18 protein-coding genes and 1 pseudogene are annotated in these 23,002 nt (G+C 43.6%); 3 read left to right on the forward strand and 16 right to left on the reverse strand.

Annotation, left to right across the window (positions count from 1 at the left end; translation table 11 throughout):
* Positions 1-10: 10 nt before the first annotated feature.
* From L3V27_RS09575 to L3V27_RS09585, 3 genes are all read right to left on the reverse strand, one after another.
* On the reverse strand, positions 11-1,555 hold the full coding sequence (locus tag L3V27_RS09575) for a YjjI family glycine radical enzyme (protein ID WP_237311709.1): 1,545 nt from the start codon (positions 1,553-1,555) through the stop codon (positions 11-13).
* Between the two features lie 214 nt (positions 1,556-1,769).
* On the reverse strand, positions 1,770-2,393 hold the full coding sequence (locus L3V27_RS09580) for a LysE family translocator (protein ID WP_012841868.1): 624 nt from the start codon (positions 2,391-2,393) through the stop codon (positions 1,770-1,772).
* Between the two features lie 192 nt (positions 2,394-2,585).
* The gene (locus tag L3V27_RS09585) at positions 2,586-3,803 is read right to left on the reverse strand and encodes an HD-GYP domain-containing protein (RefSeq protein ID WP_005394162.1); all 1,218 of its coding nucleotides are present in this window, start codon (positions 3,801-3,803) and stop codon (positions 2,586-2,588) included.
* Positions 3,804-4,289: 486 nt separating this feature from the next.
* Here L3V27_RS09585 and L3V27_RS09590 point away from each other — a divergent pair, with 486 nt between their 5' ends.
* Positions 4,290-5,993 carry an EAL domain-containing protein gene (locus L3V27_RS09590; protein ID WP_237311711.1) on the forward strand — a complete coding sequence of 568 codons (1,704 nt, stop codon included), beginning with the start codon at positions 4,290-4,292 and terminating at the stop codon, positions 5,991-5,993.
* Between the two features lie 131 nt (positions 5,994-6,124).
* Here the strand turns inward: L3V27_RS09590 and L3V27_RS09595 are convergent, their stop codons facing one another.
* From L3V27_RS09595 to L3V27_RS09615, 5 genes are all read right to left on the reverse strand, one after another.
* Complete coding sequence (locus L3V27_RS09595) at positions 6,125-6,598, reverse strand: response regulator (protein ID WP_046875216.1); 474 nt, start codon at positions 6,596-6,598, stop codon at positions 6,125-6,127.
* Positions 6,585-7,922: an ATP-binding protein gene (locus L3V27_RS09600; protein ID WP_005394159.1), complete on the reverse strand. Its 1,338-nt coding sequence runs from the start codon at positions 7,920-7,922 to the stop codon at positions 6,585-6,587. Before L3V27_RS09600 ends, L3V27_RS09595 begins: the two co-directional genes overlap by 14 nt.
* Before the next feature lie 3 nt (positions 7,923-7,925).
* Positions 7,926-9,344 (reverse strand): SLC13 family permease, encoded by a 1,419-nt coding sequence (locus tag L3V27_RS09605; protein ID WP_005394158.1) that lies wholly within the window; start codon positions 9,342-9,344, stop codon positions 7,926-7,928.
* A gap of 240 nt (positions 9,345-9,584) precedes the next feature.
* Positions 9,585-10,061 carry a GNAT family N-acetyltransferase gene (locus tag L3V27_RS09610; RefSeq protein WP_150918632.1) on the reverse strand — a complete coding sequence of 159 codons (477 nt, stop codon included), beginning with the start codon at positions 10,059-10,061 and terminating at the stop codon, positions 9,585-9,587.
* Between the two features lie 35 nt (positions 10,062-10,096).
* Positions 10,097-10,459 (reverse strand): hypothetical protein, encoded by a 363-nt coding sequence (locus L3V27_RS09615; RefSeq protein ID WP_237311713.1) that lies wholly within the window; start codon positions 10,457-10,459, stop codon positions 10,097-10,099.
* A gap of 480 nt (positions 10,460-10,939) precedes the next feature.
* On the opposite strand from L3V27_RS09615, the gene L3V27_RS09620 reads away from it, so the two are divergent.
* Positions 10,940-11,497, forward strand: coding sequence for a DUF3750 domain-containing protein (locus L3V27_RS09620; protein ID WP_012841873.1), 558 nt, complete (start codon positions 10,940-10,942; stop codon positions 11,495-11,497).
* A gap of 51 nt (positions 11,498-11,548) precedes the next feature.
* On the opposite strand, the gene L3V27_RS09625 is transcribed toward L3V27_RS09620, so the two are convergent.
* From L3V27_RS09625 to L3V27_RS09655, 7 genes and pseudogenes are all read right to left on the reverse strand, one after another.
* Positions 11,549-13,126 carry a sensor domain-containing diguanylate cyclase gene (locus L3V27_RS09625; protein ID WP_237311714.1) on the reverse strand — a complete coding sequence of 526 codons (1,578 nt, stop codon included), beginning with the start codon at positions 13,124-13,126 and terminating at the stop codon, positions 11,549-11,551.
* Positions 13,127-13,315: 189 nt separating this feature from the next.
* Positions 13,316-13,792: pseudogene (locus L3V27_RS09630) on the reverse strand (heme-degrading domain-containing protein).
* Entirely contained in the window at positions 13,789-14,829 is a 1,041-nt protein-coding gene (locus L3V27_RS09635) for an oxidoreductase (protein WP_085343880.1), read from the reverse strand. The pseudogene L3V27_RS09630 and the gene L3V27_RS09635 overlap by 4 nt, the downstream one beginning before the upstream one ends.
* A gap of 11 nt (positions 14,830-14,840) precedes the next feature.
* Positions 14,841-15,614: a DeoR/GlpR family DNA-binding transcription regulator gene (locus tag L3V27_RS09640; RefSeq protein WP_237311716.1), complete on the reverse strand. Its 774-nt coding sequence runs from the start codon at positions 15,612-15,614 to the stop codon at positions 14,841-14,843.
* A 187-nt stretch (positions 15,615-15,801) separates the two neighbouring features.
* Positions 15,802-16,803, reverse strand: coding sequence for an HAD family hydrolase (locus tag L3V27_RS09645; RefSeq protein ID WP_237311718.1), 1,002 nt, complete (start codon positions 16,801-16,803; stop codon positions 15,802-15,804).
* Positions 16,804-16,962: 159 nt separating this feature from the next.
* A complete protein-coding gene (locus L3V27_RS09650) occupies positions 16,963-18,045 on the reverse strand; it encodes a hypothetical protein (RefSeq protein WP_237311720.1) in 1,083 nt (360 codons plus the stop codon).
* 40 nt (positions 18,046-18,085) lie between these two features.
* A complete protein-coding gene (locus L3V27_RS09655; RefSeq protein WP_237311722.1) occupies positions 18,086-19,408 on the reverse strand; it encodes an anaerobic sulfatase maturase in 1,323 nt (440 codons plus the stop codon).
* A 177-nt stretch (positions 19,409-19,585) separates the two neighbouring features.
* Between L3V27_RS09655 and L3V27_RS09660 the strand changes: the two genes are divergently transcribed.
* Positions 19,586-20,374, forward strand: coding sequence for an SUMF1/EgtB/PvdO family nonheme iron enzyme (locus tag L3V27_RS09660; RefSeq protein ID WP_237311724.1), 789 nt, complete (start codon positions 19,586-19,588; stop codon positions 20,372-20,374).
* Positions 20,375-20,432: 58 nt separating this feature from the next.
* Here the strand turns inward: L3V27_RS09660 and L3V27_RS09665 are convergent, their stop codons facing one another.
* Positions 20,433-22,754, reverse strand: a complete 2,322-nt coding sequence (locus L3V27_RS09665) for a multiheme c-type cytochrome (RefSeq protein WP_237311726.1) — start codon at positions 22,752-22,754, stop codon at positions 20,433-20,435.
* Positions 22,755-23,002 lie beyond the last annotated feature (248 nt).

The raw sequence follows: 23,002 nt of genomic DNA on the forward strand, positions 1-23,002 counted from the left end.
AAACCGACCTTTACGCCTGCGTGTAGGTCGGTGTCATTTCATGACTCACCACACGTGGTGAGCGTTCTAAAATCCCAGTATTTTTTGCCGCCTCTGCTCCCAGAAACGTCGTATTGGTTCTCGAACCTTCTTCATCATATTTTGCGATATCAGAAAGTTTGACCATGTATCCCGTAACGCGAATCAAATCATTTGAGGCCACATTCGCGGTAAACTCACGATAGCCAGCATTTAATGCCCCTTTGCACAAATTGAACATCGCTTCTGGGTTTGATTTCACCGTTTCATCAATCGTCAAAATATCGCTGATACCTGCACGATAATACTGGTGATGCTCAGCTGTTGCTTGTACATAAGTGACAGGGTCTGGCTCCGTTCCATAAGGAAGGCGCACACCTGGCGTAACGCCAAGATCTAAGCTAATACCACCTTGAGCATGTAAGAGCGCTTTGCCATCCAAACCGTATTTCACTGGGGTTGACTCCACTAGTTTCGCCAGTGTGGCTGAAACATCATGAGCAAAGGCATTCGCACGTTCATCTTTTCCGTACTGCCCCGTTTGGCCTTCTTTTTCGAACAGAAGATTCACCGCTTCTGCCATACCATAAATGCCATACATTGGTGCGAAACGGGACTCTTCAATCAACCCTTCTTGCGTCAAAAATCCTTGAAAGAAATTGGACTTTTCATGCAAGTGCGTACTTCTAGCATCCATCAACTCAACCATTAATTGATGGTATAGAGGTAAAACACTGTTTAAGAAGTCGTTACAATCCGATGCTCGTTCTGCGACTTCTTTTAGGTTCATTCGCACCAGCGTGTTTGAACCACCAGCCAGTGGCAGTGAATTGTAGCAACTTACAATACCAAAACGTGAACCGCTGTAGGCTTTAGAGTGCGCAGGGTAATTGGCAATATGAGGCTTACTACACTCGCAAATATTCTGCGTCGCTTGACGAAGTAAATCATCAGGCGTGACCGACTCGTCGTACATGAAAGTAAGATTTGGCGCAATCTGCTTGAGCTCGGCGTCCACTTTTAAAATAGTGCGACAAATAATATTGTCTGTCGGTCCGACATTCACGTGCATAAACGCATCTGGCAATGTGCGATCCAACATGATCCAAAAATGTTTTAACTTTTTGTAAATTTGATTCTCTGTCAGGTCGCCTATGTAAGGCAGTAAGACATCATCCAACTGACCTAAATACACCGGAATATTCGTTACCGATGGAACATGATGGTAAATGATGGTGAGCATATTCAGCGCATCATCGAAATCGTCAGCTGGAAGCAACTCTAGATACTCAGAGCCTTGCGATAGGAACTTAGCGTAATCAGGCAGCACATAGCGTGGTTTGAAAGGTGCATGGCCTTCAAACATATCACAGATGATTCCTTCATCCATTGCTTGTCTTAGCGATGGGGAAATCGACATGTAAGGAATACATGCTTCCGCCTCCAAGACCAAAAAGTTCGACTTTTGTTTTGGAGAAAGACGAACATCAGTCGCAATGTCTAGAAAACGTTGTTGTAGTTCAGAAAGGCTTTTCATCTGAGATGTCCCTGAAAAAGTAACCACAAACCCACAAGATAAAACATGGATTCTACCCCTAAAGAGTAACGTGATTTTACTCCGGCTTACCTGTTGCCACTAATGAAAATAAACAAAACGTCTATTTCCATAATGGAAATAAGCTAACGCTAAATTAGGTTATTGCAACTTACGCTATTGAAATAATCCAACCATGCACCGAACACGCGCTTTCTCATCGGTTTGCCGTCGACAACATGACGCCCGCGCTAATAAATACTCCGCCAGTCAGGCGATTGAACAACTTGGCTCTTCCAGCGACAAACAGCCAGTCTGAAGCTTTTACACCTAATAATGCATAAAATGTTAGCCAACTTAGCTCAAACACCACAAATGTAGATGCAAAAATCGCGTATTGAGCCAGCAAAGTCGCAGAGGGATCAATGAACTGAGGAAACAAAGCGGTAAAAAAGACAATCGCTTTCGGGTTACTAGCGCCAACAATAAAACCACTGGTGAACGCGCTGATCCCATTCGAGGAGCTTTGGACGGCTGCCGTTTTGTCAAAATCCGTTTGAGAAGAGCGCAGCGCTTGAATGCCTAACCAGATTAAATAAGCGGCACCACACCATTTGATGATATTGAAGACCAGCTCAGATGAGGCAATCACAACCCCTAACCCGGTAAAAGAAAGCGTTAGTATAATAGTGATCGCTGATAAACTGCCTAGCGCAGTCATGAGGGCAATACGAAACCCACTACTCACACCTTTACTTAAACACAGCAATGAGCTTGGCCCAGGCGATGCAGTGAGCACCAAAATGGCCAGGGTGTAAAAAATCCATGTATCAATTTGCATTGGCATCCCTTCCCGCAAAAAGTAGAGGGTTATATCTCAATCTTTATTGAGATATTCCTAGCTCAGTTTCCATCCATGAAACTCGATTCTTTAATAACCACCTAATCCCTACATAATTTAGAAACCATTAATAGATAGTTATGCAATCAAAATACGCTCTGCATGCAAGGTTGTAAAGCATGTTTATTTTTCTTAATCATAAAAAGGCTTGGGATCGATTTCTAACGATGACGGAGCGACTGCTCTTTCTATTTTGTGTAGGCTATTTTTCAAATCAACCATCGCCACATCGATATAACGCTGATATTTGCGTGAGTAAAAACACTTCACTTCTGGCTTTAAAGCTTGAGAGTCATTTGAGGACCAAACAATACCAACACGCCCATCACTCAACTCAACAATAGAGCCCACTGGGTACATCCCAACGCAATTAATGAACTTGTAGACTAGGTCTGCATCTAAATGAAATGGCGTTAAACTCAACAAGATTTTAAACGCTTCTGCTGAGCTCATGCCTTTTTTGTAGCAGCGATCGGCCGTCAACGCATCGTAAATATCAACAATACAACTCATGCGGCCGTGAATCGGAATCTCATCGCCCTTCAAGCCTCTAGGGTAGCCATTGCCATCTAACTTCTCATGATGCATCAAACAGACATCGCGACTCACATCACTAAGGCCCTTTACATGGAGAATAATCTCACCAGCGAACACTTGATGTAGCTTCATGTGTTCAAACTCTTCAGGTGTTAGCTTTGCTGGTTTATGCAAAATCTTGTCATCAACTTTAATTTTACCTACATCATGAATGATGCCACCAATAGCGAGCTGCTTTAATGTCTGCTTATCTAACCCCAAGTACTTACCAAATGACACTAAAAGGCAAGCCACATTGACGGAGTGTTCCAACAAGTAGGAGTCTTTTTTTCGGAGTGCAGAAACACATTGCAACGCATCTGAGTCGATAAAAACGCTTTCAATGACATCATCGGCCCAAGCTTCTACCTCATCAACTTCAATGATTTTGCCTTCAAAAGTTTGATTCAATAGTTTCTGCGCCAGATCTTTTGCTTCCGCAATTAGCTTTTTGGCTCGTTTATGTTGAACATCTCTCGAGCGATAAGCGCGTTGAACCTTCGAAAAGTCAGAGGACTTGGGCTCTCGCTCCTCTTCTACGGCAACAATGGATTCATCCACAGGCTTAAAAACACACTTCTGAGAAGATAATGTTTGATCTACCCAAACATACTTCACGCCGCTCGCGGTAAGCTTCTTAATGCCCTCTGGGCTAGATATCCGCCCTGCATTGGCTAAATTTACGCGCTTGTTGTGCTCTATCGCGGTAACAAACATACCAACGCCGACATCAGCGAGCGCAATTTTGATTGAATTTTTTGGATCGTACTGCATAAAAAGAAAGCTTACTCGATATTACCGGCAGTATTATAAGAGATTTGATTAATTGGCGTGATAATAAATTAGAATTGATTACTATTAATGAGCATCCTGTCAATTAATAACCCATCGCGATCACTAAGCCCTTTTTGTTATTATGGTCTTTAGCCTAGCAAATATACAGATATGACACTCAAGAGCAGAACCTCTAACCGACACGTCTTAAAATAACTTGAGGATAATTATTCATAAATATTTATAGATTGCGGACAGCATCAATAACTGTATTTTATAAATGATTTTTACTGTTGACTATTTTTTATAAATGTCGATGATTAGCCGCCTAATCTTAGTATGTTATTAACCTAGTAGCGCATAAAATGATAGCCAAACAATTTGAACTGATACTTTTGTGATTGTAATGTACGCCAACAGATCAACTCTATGTTATCAAACCCCCACACTCATCTCTGATGCTAACACGCTCGAGGAGGAAATATCTTGACCACCATATTTGACCAACAAGCCTCAGATAGTGACCGAGAGTTCCTGAAAATCGTTGAAGAACGATTCATTCATATCTTCGACGTATTTAACGAAGGCCTCTTCTACATGGATGAGTTTGGTACCATGGTATTTTACAACAAAGGCTTCTATGAACAGCTCGGTATTAACGCTGGCCGAATCAGTTTAGAGCAATGGTTAGAGCTTGTTCATCCTCTTGATCGAGAAAGGCTGTCCACAAGGGTCGATGCGCACATCACGACCAACAATAAGAGGGTTACAACCACTTACCGAGTGAGTAAACCCAATGGACAATACGTCTGGATAGAAGGCGTAGCCATGACCAAAGAAACAGAACATGGCCATTACATGGTTGGCAGCCATCGCGATATTTCTGAGCGTAAGCTGATGGAAAGTTACATCCATCAAGTTGCATTTCATGACAACGCGTCAGGCATGGCTAACCGCGCCCATCTCTTGCTGGATATCGAAGACAGTGTACGTACCACCGATTCTTGCGCGTCTATTTGTTATATTCAGATCGAAGACATCAAATCTTACTTGAATCAATATGGCAGCGAACTGGTCGATGGGTTAGTAGAGAAGTTGCTACAAACTCTCAGCCACTTGCCCTCTCCAAACAGCTCGGTGTATCGAGTGCATGATGATGACTTTGCGATTTTGATTCACGATGAGTGCTCAATAGAAGCGCTACAGAGTTACGCTGAAAGTTTAAAACAAACCTACCATGAAGCGGTGATTGAAGAAGGCCAATACCTAGGTAGCAACATTAGCATTGGTTTGTATCCTTGTATTGACCCTAGTCACTCCGCAGAGGAGATTTTACGTAAAGCGGCAAGAACTTGTCAGTACGCGAGCGAACAAAATAGAGACCGCGTCGCGGTCTACAGTGAGAAGACGCAGCATGCCGTTGATCGCTACTTCTTTATTGAGCAAGGTCTTAAAAGTGCGCTAGAAAAACAGACATTAAGTGTTAAGTTTCAGCCAATTATTGACGCCAAAAGCTCAAAAGTGGTGAGCTTCGAATCGCTAGTTCGCTGGCGTAGCAAAGAGTTTGGCGAAATTTATCCTGACGAATTCATCCCTGTAGCAGAGAACAAAGGATTGATCGTCGAACTGGGATATCAAGTATTTGTCAAAGCATGTGAATTCATCAAAAACTACCGTGAACGTTACCAAAACCAAGTTCGTGTTAACGTGAACGTTTCTGTACTTCAGTTGATGAACAGCGAATTCCCTACGCGAATTAAAGCCATGGCGGATGAAGCAGGTGTTGACCCCGAGTCTATTGTTTTGGAACTGACAGAAACGTTTATTTTGGATAATAACCAGACGGCTATTGCCCCCCTAAGCACGCTCAGGGAGTTAGGTTTTGCACTCTCGCTCGATGACTTTGGCTCTGGTTACAGTTCATTAAATAGCTTCTTCGACTTGCCGATGACACAAATCAAAATTGATAAGTCGATGGCATGGAAGACACTGACCAATCGCTCTTCTCAAGAGTATTTGAAGTTTCTTATCACTATGTGTCAGGAAAACAATATTGAAGTGGTGATAGAAGGCATCGAAGACGCAAAAATGTGTGACTTCTTTTCCGAGATGGGCGTCGATTATTTGCAAGGTTATTGGTTCTCTAAACCACTCTCTGTTGCCAGTGCCAGTCGCTATTCATTGAGCTAAACCGTTCTTCGGCGAAATAATCCCAGAATTAACGCTATTCCGCACGGCCACGTTAAGCACGCTGAACTACTACTCACAGTAAATTTCAGACACTAACTGGCCGTGACGAAAACAACCCTAGAGAGCCTTGATTAACGTAGGCGCTCAAAAACAACTCTCTGATCTAAGTGTTCGTGATATTGAGTGTAATCTAAGCCCATATCAAAGATATATTGAGTCACCAAGTTTCTAACGCACTCAATCAATTGGCTCGCTTGCCATGGCTTCTCAAAGTAGCGGTCAATACCTGCGGAGTTAATCGCATTAATGGTATCCGTGTGCGTCGCCTGCCCCGTCAGAAGCACTTTACGTGTGCGAACAAAACGACTGTCTTGTGATACCTCTGTCAGTAGTTCCACTCCTGTTTTACCTGGCATGACATGATCGGAAATTATTAATGCGATCATCTCGCCTTCTGCATCAAGCTCATCCATCAGTTCTAGAACTTCACCTGCGGATTCGCAGTCTTCGATATTCAACCACTGATGTAACGGCTCTAAATCTTGTAGAACCGCGCTTAATACCTCTCGTTGGTCATCAACGCAAATTACATTAAGCTTCTCCATGTTCACCCTCTACTGGTAACTTGATTCTAAAAATTGTTTTTTCACTGTCGCTCTTTACCACAATAGAGCCGTTATATCCGGCGATAATGCGCTTCACAATCGACAGCCCTAATCCTAAACCAAACGACAACCCACCCTTTTTAGTGGTGAAGTTTGGCCGGAAAATTTTTCTGCGTGTCGCTTCATCGATTTCTGGTCCGTTGTTAGCAATCGTGACCAAAATTTTCCCCTTACTCTCTCTAGTATGTATTTCGATCCCCGGATCTTCGGTTTGACCAAGTGCATCACACGCATTCTTTAAAATATTGACCCAAACTTGTACGAGTTCGGTTTGAGAGCCAACAAAGTCCGGCAACTCCGCTGGGCTAAAACGTACGCTCACGCGTCTTAAGTCACTTTGCAATAGGGCCAGCGCTCGATTGATTGAGTCATTAATATTAAACGCTTCATCCAAGTCGATATCCGTACGCCCCAATTGTTTCACTGAACGTACAATGCCAACAGTATGTTTAGAGGCAATACGCAAATCATGAAGGTCTCGCCCCATTTGCCAGAAACGTATCGCTTCTTCGGGTCTTTTTAACCAATGCTCCGACAGGAAATTATTTGGAACGGCACGTGCGAGATCACGCGCGAGATCCTTGGGTAAGCCGTAATATTTTTCGAAGTGACGCCCCCGCTTTCTCGCTTCGCTGGAAGAGACTTTCTGTCCTTGCATCAAACCAAAATCAAAAAACTGACTCGCTTCCGGATGAACTTCTTCAAGCAATTCCATGATGACCGACTCGAGTCGCTCAGATTTACTGCTTACCACACCAATAGCATTGTTCAACTCATGAGCAATACCCGCGGCAAGCTGCCCTAACGTTGTCATTTGCTCTGCGGTATGAAGCTTTTGTAACGCTTTTTCTTTAGCTAAGGCCTCTTGCATTGCACGCCGTTGACGCCGAGATAACTCGTTCACCATCACAGGCATAAATTGTGTCGTCAATGGTCCGTATGTCGCCTCTTCCACCGCGGGCGTATCACGCTGTATCCAAGCCAGTTCAACGTCGGTTTGAGCAATCACTGTCGAAGAGGCCGTCCATGTACCAGAAAAGAAACTATGTACGCCAATAAACGCACCTTGAGACGCAGAAAATACCTGGATTGGCTTCTTGTCATCTTCCGCATAATAGCCAGCCAACTCTCCTGACAGCACGTAGTACAACCGATCGTTGTAGCCAGCTTGCTCAATAAGCACCGATCCGGATAGGACCGTTAATCGGCGTTCAAGATGGTTAAAATAGCGTTGTACTAACGCATCTAGTTTCGTTTCGTACATGGGTTACCCAATATGCCCAACGGTATGTAAAATCCAAACCATAACAAAACTAAGTAATACACCAATCACGCCCAGCACTGCACCGATACGAGCCATTTGGCTGCTTTCGACATGCCCAGTAGCATGAGCTAACGCGTTTGGTGGTGTACTGATTGGTAACGACATACCGAGTGAAGCGGCAAATGTCACGACTAAGATCAGCGTCACTTCTCCACCCAATGGCGTTAACGAAGTCATCGAGGTGCCTAGCGCAGCCATAATCGGCATAAGTAAGTTTGCAGTAGCCGTATGCGACATAAAGTTTGCCATTAACAAGCACAAGAAAGCCGCACCAAACAAGACCACATATGGCGAGAACTGATCAAACGGAATACTGTGTACCACCAGCTTCGCAAGCCCTGTTTTATCCAGAGCAAGACCCAGAGCGATACCACCTGACACCAACCAAAGCACGTCCCAAGAAATTTTCTTCAAATCTTCCTTGTTGATAATGCCCGTCAATGAGAATACCGCGACCGGAATTAATGCCACTGTGTAAGAGTTCATCCCATGTGCTGACCCCATCAACCAGAGAATAATCGTACCTGCGAAGGTGACATAGACAATCATCGCTTTTGGTGTTTTCAAAAACTTGCTCTTAATATTCAGATCAATGGTGGTTTGCTCGGCTTTATACAAAAAGCCAATCAGAAACCACGCTAGCGCCATCATCACAATGACGAATGGCACGCCAAAGACCATCCATTCACCAAAGGTAATTAAGTTGTCACCAACCAAATATTTCAGCGCGATAGCATTCGGGGGCGTGCCGATTGGTGTACCAATACCACCAATGTTGGCGGCAACAGGAATACACAAGGCAAACGCAATTCGACCGGGATCTTTAGGCCCAAATACCGCAATCACAGGGGTTAGAATCGACAACATCATTGCTGTTGTTGCGGTGTTTGACATAAACATGGAAAAGACAGCGGTGATCAACATCAAACCCAACATAACGAACTTTGGGTTTTGCCCAAATGGTTTTAGCAACACGCGCGCTAAGTTGACATCCAGCCTGTACTTTGTCGCCGCCATAGCTAAGAAGAACCCACCGAGGAACAGCATAATAATCGGGCTAGCGAAAGTCGCCATTATCTCGTTATATTGCAACAGCTCACCAAAATGTGGCTGCCCTTCTTGCAAACGAAAAAGTACGATGCTTTTATTCGAAACAAGCAATAATTCGAGCACAATGATAACGACCGAAGTGGCGTAGATTGGAATTGGTTCAAACACCCAACAGAGTGCAGCAAGCAAGAAGATTGCGATCACTCTCTGCTGGACGATAGTAATGCCGTCAAATGGGAATGCAGAGAGGGGCATTAACCAAATAAGCAATGGTATCAATGTTGGAATAATGTATTTGAGATAAGGGCGCATAGTACTACTTCTCTTCCTGAGATGGTTAGCCAGACACGATTGGCGTATGGAACGCCATTACCCACCGCAATACCGAAGCTTTTAGGCTCTGACTAAGCCTTCAGAGACGAAAAATGCAGTAATGGCTTGTTCCAGAGAAGATTATGCACACTGTTTTCAAACAAAACTTTGGTGCGAGATCAATGAACTTGTTTTCACATTGGAAAACATTTTATATCTGTGTTCAAGCTCACTAAATGCTCACGATTTCAGTGAAATATACTTTTCCATCATAAAGTTAGTTAAGGTTTCTCCCCTAACTTCAGCACGTTGCTGAACCTTAACTGTGAACCCCATTTTCTCGTAGAAAGGTCGGGCAGTGATACTCACTTCAGAGTACAGTCGCTCTATCCCCTTTACTTTCGCCTGTGAAAATAGAAAAGACATCAAATCACGACCAATACCTTGGCCTTGATATTCATGGTGACAAAAGAAATGGTCAATCAAGCCGTCACTTTGCAAATCACAATAGCCAACGATCTGCCCTTCTATTTCCGCGATATAGGGTTGAATAGCATCCATTGTGCGTTGCCATGAATTGAGATCAAAATCTGATGGGGCCCAAGCTGAAACTTGTGATTCGGTATAATCGCGACGATTAATGACTCGTACAGTGTGGTAAAAAAGTGTCCACAATATTGGAGCATCCTCTGTGCGATAGCGGCGTATTGAGAGCATCGGTTTAATCATTCCTATTCGATAAATACCAAGTATTAACGCAAAGTAATACTGGTGAATTCATCATTTTCAATACCAACCACTAAAGGCTTTTCAAGCTGATCGCTGTTCATCAATACGGTGGTATTCAGCTCTCGACTTGATCTGCGTATTTTGCTTTTTCTGATGATATGTATATTAACAATGTAATCGGAATATTCCTTCGTGACTCCTCCAGAAAACTCCACATGCTCACTTTCATTATCTTGGACCACATGAAATTTTCGATTTGCTTGAATATCAGCACTGAGTGAAGAGTCACCATAGTTCAGTACAACGGACGTTGGTTCACTATCTTGATGGGCAAAACAGCCAAATGCGAACATGCATAATGCAAATATACTTTTTGATTTAAACATTGGTTATTCAATTTCTAGTTATTTTTCTGCCATTTGCATTACCAAACAGCACTCCTCAATAATCGCCTATTGTGCCACAGGTGTACGCAAGTCTCTAAATACAGTAAAAGGATGTACGATGAAATTCCGCTAAAAATGGGGAAATCACAATGCAGCCGAGGATAAAACAGCCTATTTAATCGCCCCCAATAACACCCAAGCAATTGTTTTTATTGAATTTAAAAGTAATAAATAGTGTAAGCAATATACGTACAAGCTCTTACTTTTTCATACGCAACTAAGCAAGTTAATAGAGAGAGACAATATTGTCTATGCCACATGTTACAAATCTGCTTACCTCATTATTACGTATGATCCGATATTGTGGCGCTAGCCTTCCCTTCTTTTTAACGAAGGGAAGATTTAACAATAAGGCTTGCACCTATTTTATAGCTAAAATCAATAAAGCATTTCCAACATCGGTTGGTCTAGGAGCGATCAATGAAAAACTCTCTCAGTTTTACTCATCTATTAAAAGTTGGCTTGATATCAATCGCAGCTTTGATGGGTGGATGCACTCAAGGAGATTGGCGTACCGCAAGCAGAGAACCTGCCGGTATCGCGCCTGACCCTTCCAATGTGAAACATGCCGTAATTGAGTTTTACGCCGCAGATGCATTTGGTTGGCGAGGCTGGTTTGCGGTGCACACTTGGTTTGCGATAAAGCCTGAAAATGCGAACGAATATACCGTGTATGAAGTGGTAGGGTGGCGCGTGAATCGTGGACAACCCGCTCTGTATCAATACCAAACGGGCACACCTGATCGCTACTGGTATGGTGCGAAGCCAGAAAAAATACTCTCAATACAAGGTGAAAAAGCCGATAAACTTATCCCAAAAATACAAAGCGTTATCAACCAATACCCTTGGGCTGAAGAATACACGTTGTTTCCAGGACCAAATAGCAATACATTCCCGGCTTGGGTAGGCAAGCAAATTCCGGAGTTAGAACTCGACTTGCCATTTAGAGCAATTGGTAGCGGCTACGCCAACGAGTAAAACAAAAGCTTGGTAACTGGCGCGTTTTACGTGCAGCGCATAGCACTATACCTATTGTGCGTCTTCACCCAACTCGGTTCTGTTTCTTCCGTTGCGCTTTGCTTTATACAGAGCGTTGTCAGCGTCTTTCATTACCGCTTCAATTGGCATATCGTTGCCTTTCCAGTGAGAAACACCAAGTGATACCGTTACCTTACCAACGACCAGGAAATCGTGTTTTTCTACGTTATGCCTAATCCGCTCAGCGACATCAGCCGCGTGATGAACATCCGTCGCTTCAAGGAACATCATGAACTCTTCCCCACCGGAACGGCAAAGGTGATCATTCTCTCGGGCTTGCTCTTTCATCAACTGAGCGAATTCTTTGAGTAGATTGTCACCCACATCATGACCATAGTTATCATTGACGCTCTTAAAATGATCAATATCCAAAGCTAAAATAGAAAAAGCGGTGTTTTCTTGCTTAAACAAGCCTAGAACTTTGTCTAAGCCGCGTCGATTTAACAACCCAGTCATCGCGTCTGTTAGCGTATCCAGTTGCAGCTTATCAATGGTTTTTGAAACGATACCAAACGCTTTGAGGAAACTGAGCTTCAAATGTGAAGCCTCAAAATACCAAGACTTAACCAGCTTCAAATCATCGATGGATGAAGAGTGTTCTTCCACTCCTCGAACAGCGCCAGCCAGTTGCCATAATGGTCTTGAAATAAGTAGAGAGAAGAACCAGATCAACAGCAGAGTTAATAAACCAATTGGAATCGATTTGAAAAATACACTCCACATCTGCTCATCTAGCACCATTAACGTCATTGATTTCGGGCGCTGAGCGACAATGCCCCACCCTGATGATTCAACTGGTGCATACCCTGCTAGCATTTCAACACCGCGAGAGTTCACAATTTCTTTGTTACCACGCTGACCCATTGTCACGGCGTTAATTGCCATATTATCGTTGATCACTTCACCAACCCGCGATTTATCTGGGTGGTAGATCAGCGTATTGCTTTCGTCCACAACGTAAAGGAAAGAGCCATCTTTGTAAGCATGCTGGCTAAGTAATTCCGCAAGAATATTGTCCTTCTCTAAATAGATAGTACCGCCGATATAGCCTAAATATTCATTGGACTGAGAAAATATAGGGTATGAGATCGTTAACAGATAATTTCCTGCGGGTGAGATAAATGGCTCAGTGACAACGGGCGCTTGAGCATTTAAAGATTGACGTTTTCTTTCACCAACGAGCTTTACACCTTTCACCTGAAGTGTCTCTGGTGATACAGAAATAATGACGCCTTTCGCATTAACGACAACCACAGAGTTGAATGATTTGGTTTGCTTTCTCAGCCTCTCCGCCTCTTCGTCAAGAAACTGAGCATCGTGCATCTTATCTTTTAGCAAGTTCGCACTGTATTTTAGCTGCGACATTGAGCTTTCTATGAAAGAGTCCGTCATTTCTGACATTTTTTGCGCATAAACGCGGTTGGACTCTAACGTGTTATTGATGATGAGATCTCGTTGCACTCGATAGATCGAATAAAACGCATTGATCAAAGTGACAAGCACACTGAAAACACACAAGATTACAATAAGGTTTCTAAGATTAAGTTTTTCTTTTCTTCTAAAGGACATTTGCCAACTGCCAGCTTCGATGGCTTTTTGTATGAATGAGCGTATAGGTTATATGAAATCGATTTAATTTTCAGGTAGGAAGTTGGGAGCAATATTAAATATTTTCTCACATAATAGAACACAAAATGAGCTAATAAGAGAATTCAGTGACACAAAATAAATGCCGTGCCACTGTAATATCGCACAACTTTAAGCAAGCTCTGTGCTGGTCATTACCATTGCCTTTAATACATCGACAACAAGCTGATGATCATCTAACTGCGGTAAACCCGATACCGTCACAACCCCAATTAAACCAGAACCCAAGATTCGAATTGGGAACGCGCCGCCATGAGCACAATACTCACGCGCATCGAGATGTGGCTGATTTTCAAAATCACGCTGCTTTTGCTTATTGTATAGCGAGAGGTAGTAAGAGCTGTGACCATATCTCAATACTGAGTTTCGCTTTCTACGAACCCAATCCAAATGGTCAGCGCACGTTCCTGTCATCGCGTATTAAAATAGCGTTTGTCCAAAACCGTAGACCTCAATAGCCACAGCCGCGTCACAGGCTTCCGCCGCTTCTTTTAAAGCTAAACCAATAGACCACGCAACTTGATGGTTAAACTCTTTCAATTGAAGCTCATGCTCTTGTTGAGCGACGAGCTCAAGCGTTAAGCTCATGATTTCACCTGAATCGTTTTACCCGTTTTACTGCTTTCCAATGCCATCTCAATCAGAGCGATATTCTGTACTGCTTGAACGGCAGGAACCGGGTTATCAGTCCCCAAACGAATTGCATCTGCTACACCAACAAAATAAGCTTGATACGCACCTCTCTCCGTTTTGATGGTTTGCGCACCGTCTTCGTCGTAGCGGACACCGTATAACGCCTCGTCCTCTTCTGACCAAGCATCGTTTTCCGGTAATCGGCCTTCTTTTAAGTAGCCTTCTTGAGGATCTAATCCGAACTTTTCATATTTAGCTTCGGTACCCAATACTTTATAACGCAGGTTTGGTTCTGGGCTGTATAAGTTTGAATGTAAATGCACAATATGGTCTGGGTAATGAAGCACTAAGTTGTAGTAATCAATCGTCGTCGCGCCCGGACGCATCATTCGACACTGTGCGTCTATCGCATCTGGCAAACCAAATAACACCAAGGCCTGATCGAGAAGATGGGGAGCAAGATCGAATAAAATACCACCGCCATCTTGAGCCTGCTCTCGCCAGCGTTGACGAACTTCAGGACGGTAGCGATCAAAGTGCGACTCAAACAACCTCACACCACCTAACTTACCTTGTTCGATAAGCGATTTAACGGTGAGAAAGTCGCCGTCCCAACGCCTATTATGAAAAACGCTCAGAACCAATCCTTTTTCTTCTGCTAAGGCGATCAACTCATTCCCATCTTCTATGCGCGTTACAAACGGTTTTTCAACAATGACATGTTTCCCATTGTTCAACGCGCGCTTTGCGAGCTCGTAGTGCACGTCATTTGGCGCAGTGATGATCACAAGCTCAGCGTCACTGTCATCGAGTAAAGTATTAGCATCAGCAAACCACTGAGCATCTGGCCAATCATTTTGGACCGCTTCCTGTTGACGAGAACTTATTGCGCTCAACGTCAAGTTTGGCAGTGCTTTAATGAAGGGTAAGTGGAAAGTTTTTGCTGAATATCCGTAACCAATCACGGCGGTCTTTACGGGATCGTAAGCCATACTAAGATTCCTTATTTCGGTGAAACAACAATACATTCAATATCATTGTGGTCGAGAAGTTGTTGAAAATCTGATTGAGGAGCATGATCGGTAATAACGATGTCGATCTTTGACAAATCACATACATGGTGAAAATTGTCGCTTCCAATTTTGCGGGATTCACAAACGACAATGACTTGTTGAGCTTGCTCTATCATGGTTTGTTTCATGGTTGCTTCTAGCTCATTATTTGTCGTCAACCCTCGGGATGACAACGCGCACACACCAATAAACGCCTTATTCACATGATATTGCTTCATTTGCTGTTCTGCTTGTGCACCCAAGATCGCTCTGGCGTAGGGGTCAAAGTGTCCACCTAAGAAATGGACGTCCATTGATTCACTTTTTTCAGCAGCGAGCAGTACGTCAATACTGTTGGTGACCACGTTGAGCTTATCTTCTTCACAACGTGCTTTTTCTACGTAAAGTGGGAGCAGAGATAAGATAGTACTGGTATCAATGACAAGGTGGTCACGCTCATCCAAAAGCTTAACAGCCGCTTGAGCAAGGCGATGTTTAGTGTCGCTAATTGCTCGACTGGAGTACGCCTCTGTAGAGGAAGATATCGGGGCAAGCATGACGCCACCTCGGATTCTTTGTAATCCCGGTAGTTGGCTCAACTTAACTAAATCTCGACGCGCTGAATCTCGCGAGATGCCAAAATACTCGCAAACTTCCGATAACGTTATTTTGTTTTGTAGCTCTAGCTTGGCTCTGAGCTCTATCAATCGCTCTTCTTGCGTCATTACTTAAATTCACTTAAGTGGTTTTAAGCAATGATGCCACACAGCAATCAAATAACCAATACGGACGCACGCAATATTTGCTTATGCTGATACCAAACAGAATTGTTAAGTTGAGGAGATGAAGAGCGTTTTGCTCATCACCCCCTATCAAAAAATTTTTGGTGTAATGTTTACGTTGGCTGGGTCGCTACTTTTTCATGGCTTCTTTAAAAACTTGATTCCAATCTTGTTTCATATCAACAAACAACCAACCTTGCTCTTCACCCACTTTAAATGATTTGTCTAATTTCCCCACGTGAGAATCTTTATCATACGCCCATTCTCGCTTGTCATCCGTGTGATGGATAACCGCTGAAAATCGTGGGCCAGACCCCGCTTTAGTCCACTCTAGCATTTGTAAGTCACCGTCAGAATTACCAAATGCCATCACCGGGCGCTTACCAATGAAGTTCTGGATCGTGACAGGCTTCACCGCTTTATCATTCACAAAATCAATTTCAGGCAAGCGTTGAATCGTTGGCTTTCCATCAACGACCTGATACTCCGCTTTTAATGTCGTCCCAACGATATTTTGCGTTGGGATCCCGTATACTTCTGGTGCCCAAACACGCATGAAATCAATGCCACCTCCAGAAATTATATAGGTCTGGTAGTCATTTGCTCTCAAATAGTCGAGTAACTCAAGCATCGGTTGATAAACCATTTCAGTGTATGGCTTTTCCGTCGTAGGATGCACGGCCGTTTTCATCCACTCCTTCACTTCTTGATGGAACTGATCAGTCGACATTCCGGAGTGAGTCGCCATAACAAGCTTCATCACACCTTCAAGGCCTTGCTTACCAACCCCCTCCAAGTCACCTTTTATTGCCGAAGCAAAAGGTTCTGTTGTTTTCCAATCAGGATGCTCAGAGGCCATCTCTTTCACTTTATCGATCGCAAAAAACAGCTGTAGATAAACGGGTTTTTCTGCCCACAGCGTCCCGTCATTATCAAACGTAGCGATCCTTTGGCTTTCAGGAATATAAGCGTCCGAGCCTTGAGTCGTCGTTTTAGTAACAAACGCCATAATAGCTTGCTTCGCACCGGTGTTGTTCCATGACGGCAGAGGATCTTGCACATCAGCAGCAATGCTATAGCTAGACAGAGCAAAACTTGTCGCAAGGACAATCACCTTTAACTTTATAGCCATTTTAATTCCTTATATTGAGGTACGGGATGCAAATCCAAATGAAAGTATAGTTCACGATTAACAAGCGCAATTCAGAGCAACATATGCAACGACACCAGAAAGTGACCTTGTAACTAGAAACACGCTTTAATTAAAGAAGCTTACTGATAAAGTGTTGAGTTAGCTGGCGTCAACCTGCTCTGAAGTACTTTGACGTCCCTTTTTCTGATTAAGCTCATCAATCACGTAATCCGGAGCCACTTTCTTAAGTTCCGCTAAACACTGTTCAGACTTGGGGTTGTCGTAACGAATGTAGATATCACACACTGCATAAAGCTGCTCCGGCGCGCCAGAGATCAAATAAGCTTTTTCAAAAGCGTCCACAGATTTTTTAAGATCTAACTCTTCTTGCAGAACACCATTTAAGTACCAAAAATAACTGTTGTTCTTCGCCATATTAGCGGCCTTTTCAATTTCGCTAGCGGCATCATGCTTCTCACTAAGTCTTACTAGCGCCAACGACTTCGAGTAATGCAAAGCAGCGTTATCAGGAAAAAGTGTGATTGCTTCATCAAGTACTTGGATAGCTTGTCGATCTTTTTGTTGCGCTCGAAAATTGTCCGCATAGCTTAACCAGACTTGCGGGTTACTTGGCATCAGTTTGGTTAGCTCTGGATAAATCAATGCCGCTTTGTCCCACTCTCGATGCCAACGATATACATCGGCAAGGAGTAATCTAGAAACGTTGTCAGTTTTCTGCGACAAGTAGGATGTTAAATCAGTCACCGCGCCTTCGAGTGACTGTTGCTGCTCCGAACTTAAACTGGCGTAATCTCGAACCAAGTTTATCGCTGCGGTAATTCGAACCATTGCATCGTCATCACTTAGCAACGGGGAAACCAGACGCCAGCGATGCTCTATCATATAGGGTTGAGCTCCTACAATTGCCGCTTCACGAATTCCAGCATCTGCATCTTTCAAACCACGAGCGACGGCAACCAAAGCGTTTTGGCTGGGGTAGTTGGCTAGTTCACGTAAAGCATCAATACGCTTTTCTGAAGACAACTTCTTGTTTTGTGCATCATAAGACAATTTTTCGACTTGCTGTGCTAGCGTCATTGGTTCTTCTTGAGATGCTATCTCAACGGGTGAAACTCTATCTGAATTGAGCGGAGGTTTATCTTGAGCCCAAGCGCCTTGGCTTAACGCTACACTCAGCGTGAAAGTTAAAAGTGACTTCGTAAAACGCGTTATCTTTTGCATTGATGAGACCTTACTTTTATAAAACTGGACCAGTTGAATCTTAGAACTTAGTGTCAAAAACAGGTCGATTAGACGCTTTCAGGTGTAAAACCTTATCGCTGTATTTACCGTGTACCACAGGGTTGCCCATCGCTCGTAAAATGTACGCCATTGATTTGTCGACATGCGCAAAAAACTTCTTCCAACCTGCACATAGATAGTTAAGGCCAGGCTCACCTTTTCTGGTGCGAATAAAGCGGTTTTTAGGGCATTCTCCAAAACATGCAAACTGATAATCGCAATGAACACACTGCTGAGGCAGTGTACGACTTTTAGCAAACCCGAATTTCTGCTGGTCAGGGCTATAAGCGAGAGTATCGAGTTTTTCGCGGTGAATATTTCCGACCTTGTATTCCGGGTAAACATAGTGGTCACACGCAAAGACATCACCGTTTGGTTCCATTGCTAAACCTTTGCCACAGATTTCACCTAGCGTGCATAGTGGGTTTTTGCTTCCCATCCATGTTTCCAAACTTGCTTCAAAATACTGTACAAAAACGTTACCAATATCATGCACGACCCACTCATTGAATATCGCGATAAGAAAGTTACCCCATGCTTCATCCGCCACACAAAATGGCTCGACAACCGAATCCTTGTGACCGGGAATCAGACGTTTATCACCTTGCATCAGTTGCTCATTGGGCTTCCAAGTTTGTGGCGCGGTTGTTCTGAAAGTTTTCTGCTCAACAATCGGAATAAACTGCATTTGAGGGGAACGTACTTCATCTCGTAAGAAGCGATACACTTCCAATGGGTTACGGCTGGTCAAGTTGTTCACACACGTGAGCGTTGCAAACTTCACTTCATGCTTATGTAATAGCTCAACGGCGTTCATCACTTGTTTAAATGTTCCTCTTCCTGATCGATTTGTTCGGTAAGCGTTGTGCATCATCTCAGGGCCATCGATGCTTAAACCGACAAGAAAGTGGTTCGCTTTTAGAAACTCGCACCACTCATCATTAAGAAGCGTGCCATTAGTCTGAAGATCATTAGAGATCGTAATACCATGAGGGCGGTATTTATCTTGTAATTCAACAATTCTTTTGAAGTAATCCAACCCCAGCATAGTTGGCTCTCCACCTTGCCAAGAGAAGATAATTTCAGGTGTGTTCTGTCCTTCTATGTATTGGCGGATATAGCTCTCTAAGGTTTCGTCATCCATTATTGGCGAGCACCCTTGCTTATATTCCAACAAATCTTGTTTGCTTAAGTAATAACAATAAGTGCAATCGATGTTGCAGGCAGCACCAATGGGCTTTGCCATCACATGTAAACGCTTAGATGCTTTTCCGTTGAACTGCGGCCCTTGAGTTATGTGCATTCATCACCTTCTTAGTTGCTAACCTGTCCCCAATGATGTCAAACCTAATCATCGAGTTAATCGCCTAGGGTGATGATAATGTTCAATTATTCTCGGCGCTTGTTATAGTGTGTATAACCGTTTGTTATGGTTTTGCTTGCTAGACTTTTTGACCAAAGTCGTTGACGGAGTTGCCGAATGAAGCATCCCAAAAGTAAGATTATTTCCTTTGTCTCAGCCATATCGGTCACGCTGATAATTAATGGGTGTGCAACAACCCCACCAAACTCTCTCGCTCAGAAAATCGATCAAGATATGGTTCTTGTCGAAGGTGGGCAGTTTACGATGGGCGCAGATAATCCATCAGCCAAAAAGTCAGAGCGCCCAGCTCGCACTGTTAAGGTTGATGGATTCTATTTGTCAAAATTCGAGGTAACTCAATCGGTCTTTGAAGCTGTCACTGGCTCCTCTCTGAGCTACTTTCGAGATCCAAATACACCCGTCAATAATATTAGTTGGCAACAAGCCAATTATTTCATTAAGAAATTGAATGAAAAAACGGGAGAGCATTACCGTCTACCAACAGAAGCTGAATGGGAGTTTGCCGCTAAAGGCGGAATTTTAAGCAAAGGCTTCACTTTTTCTGGATCAAACAATATTGACGATGTGGCTTGGTATGCGAATAACTCGCACAATAAGGCTCATAAGGTAGGTCAAAAGCAACCAAACGAGCTCGGGTTGTACGACATGACAGGTAACGTAGGCGAGTTTGTGATTGATGCTTTTGACGAAGGTTATTACAAAACAGCGCCCAGTGATAATCCGGTAAACGCAAAAGAGGAAAAAGAAAGCCTTGCACACAAGTCTGTACGTGGCGGCAGCTTTGCTTATGACGCAGACGAATCTGAAAACTATCGCCGCGATTTTGCCAGCCAATCCGTCATTATGTCTGACATGGGCCTTAGACTAGCGAAAGACGTAGACTAAACTAAGTAGAGAAAGTGGCGCGATAAAGGCTCCACTTTTTACTATTGGTGTTTAATCTCTACAGATTCGCAATAGATGCTTTCAGCTGATCAATAGCCTGCTTAGGTGCATAATTACTCAGCTCTTCTAGACACCTATCGAAAGCAAAAGCGACAGCACCTTTTTTATGATTTCTCGCTAGAACTTCGCATTGAGCATATAAATGTTGAGGGTTCCCACCGACTTTAAACGCAGTCTGCAATGCCTTACTGGCTTCCAGAACGTCACTTTTTTCCAAAGCCAGACCATAAACATACCAGTAGTGAGCGTTAGTCTTTCCTAGTTCTGCGGCATGTTTAAGTAGAGCTTTGGCCTCATCTTCCTTGCCTTGGCGTAACAAAGAAAGACCGGCACTGTAAGGTAATGAGCTGGATTTAGGCTGAGCTTTCATCCCTTGCTGTAACACCGAGAGCGCAGCTTTTTCTTTCCCAAGGCGTCTATACAGGTCCGATAAATTCACGTAACTATTTTCGAAATAAGGCTCGATACTTATCGCTTCTTGGTATAACGCAATTGCCTTATCGATTTCGCCTAAGCTGCGGTATACATTTGCCAAATTGGTTCTGCCGAAACCACGATCGGCGTTAAACTTTTGAATGTCCATGTACTCTTCAAGCGGTGGTTGAATCCTATCTTTTTGTAACGGCGTCATTTGCGCATAGCTGGTCACTAATACCGAAGCCGCCTCCGCCCTCACTGAAAGTACGGGATCATCCAGCAGTGGTTCTAAAATTCGCCATCGATCATGAAACTCATAACCAGACGAGCCCGCGACTGCGCCGAGTCTAATCATTTCATTCTCATTTTTAACGGCCCTTGCGAGCGAAACAGTCGTATTTTGGTCAGTATTGCCGCCCATTCGCTCTAATGCAGAAGCTCGTATGATGTCTTTTAATGATGAATCCTGAGCAGAGTAAGCCAGAGCATTCGCCGCCCCTTTGTGCCCAATTGCATCGGCATAAAACGCGACAGCAAAGTGTTGTTGATTGCGGTATTGAGAGTGAGGAAACCATTCGGCTATCTGCGCATCCGCCCACTGGTTACTCTTATCCTCATGACAAGACGTACATACATTGGGCGTATCGATGTGTTTGCTCAAGTCAGGTCTAGGTACGTGCCAACTATGATCTCTACGAGGATCGACTTGCATATAAATCGTTTCTGGCATGTGACAAGTCGTACATTGTGACGCTTTAGATCCCGCTTCATGGAAGGTGTGGTTTTCTGGGGTATATTCTGACGCAATATGACATTGTGAACATACCGCCTCTTCTGGGATGTTTAGCTTTGCCGAATGAGGATCGTGGCAATTGGTGCATGTTACGCCTTTTTCAGCCATTTCAGACTGAAGAAATGAACCGTAAACATAGTCTTCATCGTAAATTTGGCCATCGTGGTAGTAGAGTTCTGGAGTGATCAGGCTTAACCGATATTTATCGAAAAATGAGCCTTGAATGTGATCACCTGTCTCATTTAACTGCGTTCGACGGCTGTGACATTGTGCGCACGTCTGAACTTGATTTGTTTCTGCGATTGCTTTTGGTTGTAACGTTCTGTGGCCCTTCTCAAATACCCACTCGGTTACCGCTTTAGATAAATTTCGGTCAAAACCATAGTGACTATCTGTATCGAAAGAGCCTCCTGTAGATGCGGACTTTTTCGCCAACTCGATGTGTCCACTTGCAGGGCCATGACACGCTTCACAACCAACATTGATCTCGGACCAAGACGTGTTGTAGGTATTTTTGATTGCGTCATAGTTCTTCTTTACATTGGTCGAATGACAGTCTGCACACATGAAATTCCAATTTTGCCCAGTGTTAGTCCAGTAAAACTCATCTGTCGTTGTTGTCTCTGGATAAAGGTGAAACCAGCGCTGACCACCTTCCGATTTCGTCCTTGAATCCCACGCAAAAGGAATGAGCTGTACACGACCGTCTTCAAACTCCACCATATATTGCTGTAACGGTTTCCAGCCAAATGTGTAGCTAATTTTATAATCATGCCATTGACCATCAGGGCCTTGAATATTGACCCAATACTCCTCGCCTTGTCTAAAAAAACGGTTGGGTTGCCCATCATGCGTCACTGTGCGGTTATCAAAATCACCTTGAACAGATTCTGAGTTTGCATGTTTCATTGCCATATCGTGATGAGAGCCCTTCCAAGCCTCCACCTCTTGTTGGTGACATTCCGCGCACGTTTGCGTGCCAACATATTCCAACCCAAGCTTCGTGGTATTTTGGGGGCTCTCTATCACTGATGCCTGGGAAAAAAACGAACCACTCACCATGACGATACCCAGAAATAGACACCGAAACCGACCTGACCACTGACTCATAACTATCCTTAGTATTTAGATGGTGCAACTTGAATCAATATAGTCGCTAACCCCTTGGTTATACAAATAATTAGAAGTGAAAGGCCTTCAAAATGAGTGCTCCATTCTTCGTCCCCCGATTAGGGAGTAGCTCGGTGTTTTTGCTGAAACTTTATTCGTCTCACCAGCAATCGGCAATGGTGTTCATTAGTGACCCATCTCTATTTTTAAAACCTCCCCAAATCATCACAATGACAAGTATTTTTATT

It is taken from the genome of Vibrio sp. J2-3(2022), from assembly GCF_021725735.1.
GTDB classification, from domain to species: Bacteria; Pseudomonadota; Gammaproteobacteria; order Enterobacterales; family Vibrionaceae; genus Vibrio; species Vibrio diabolicus.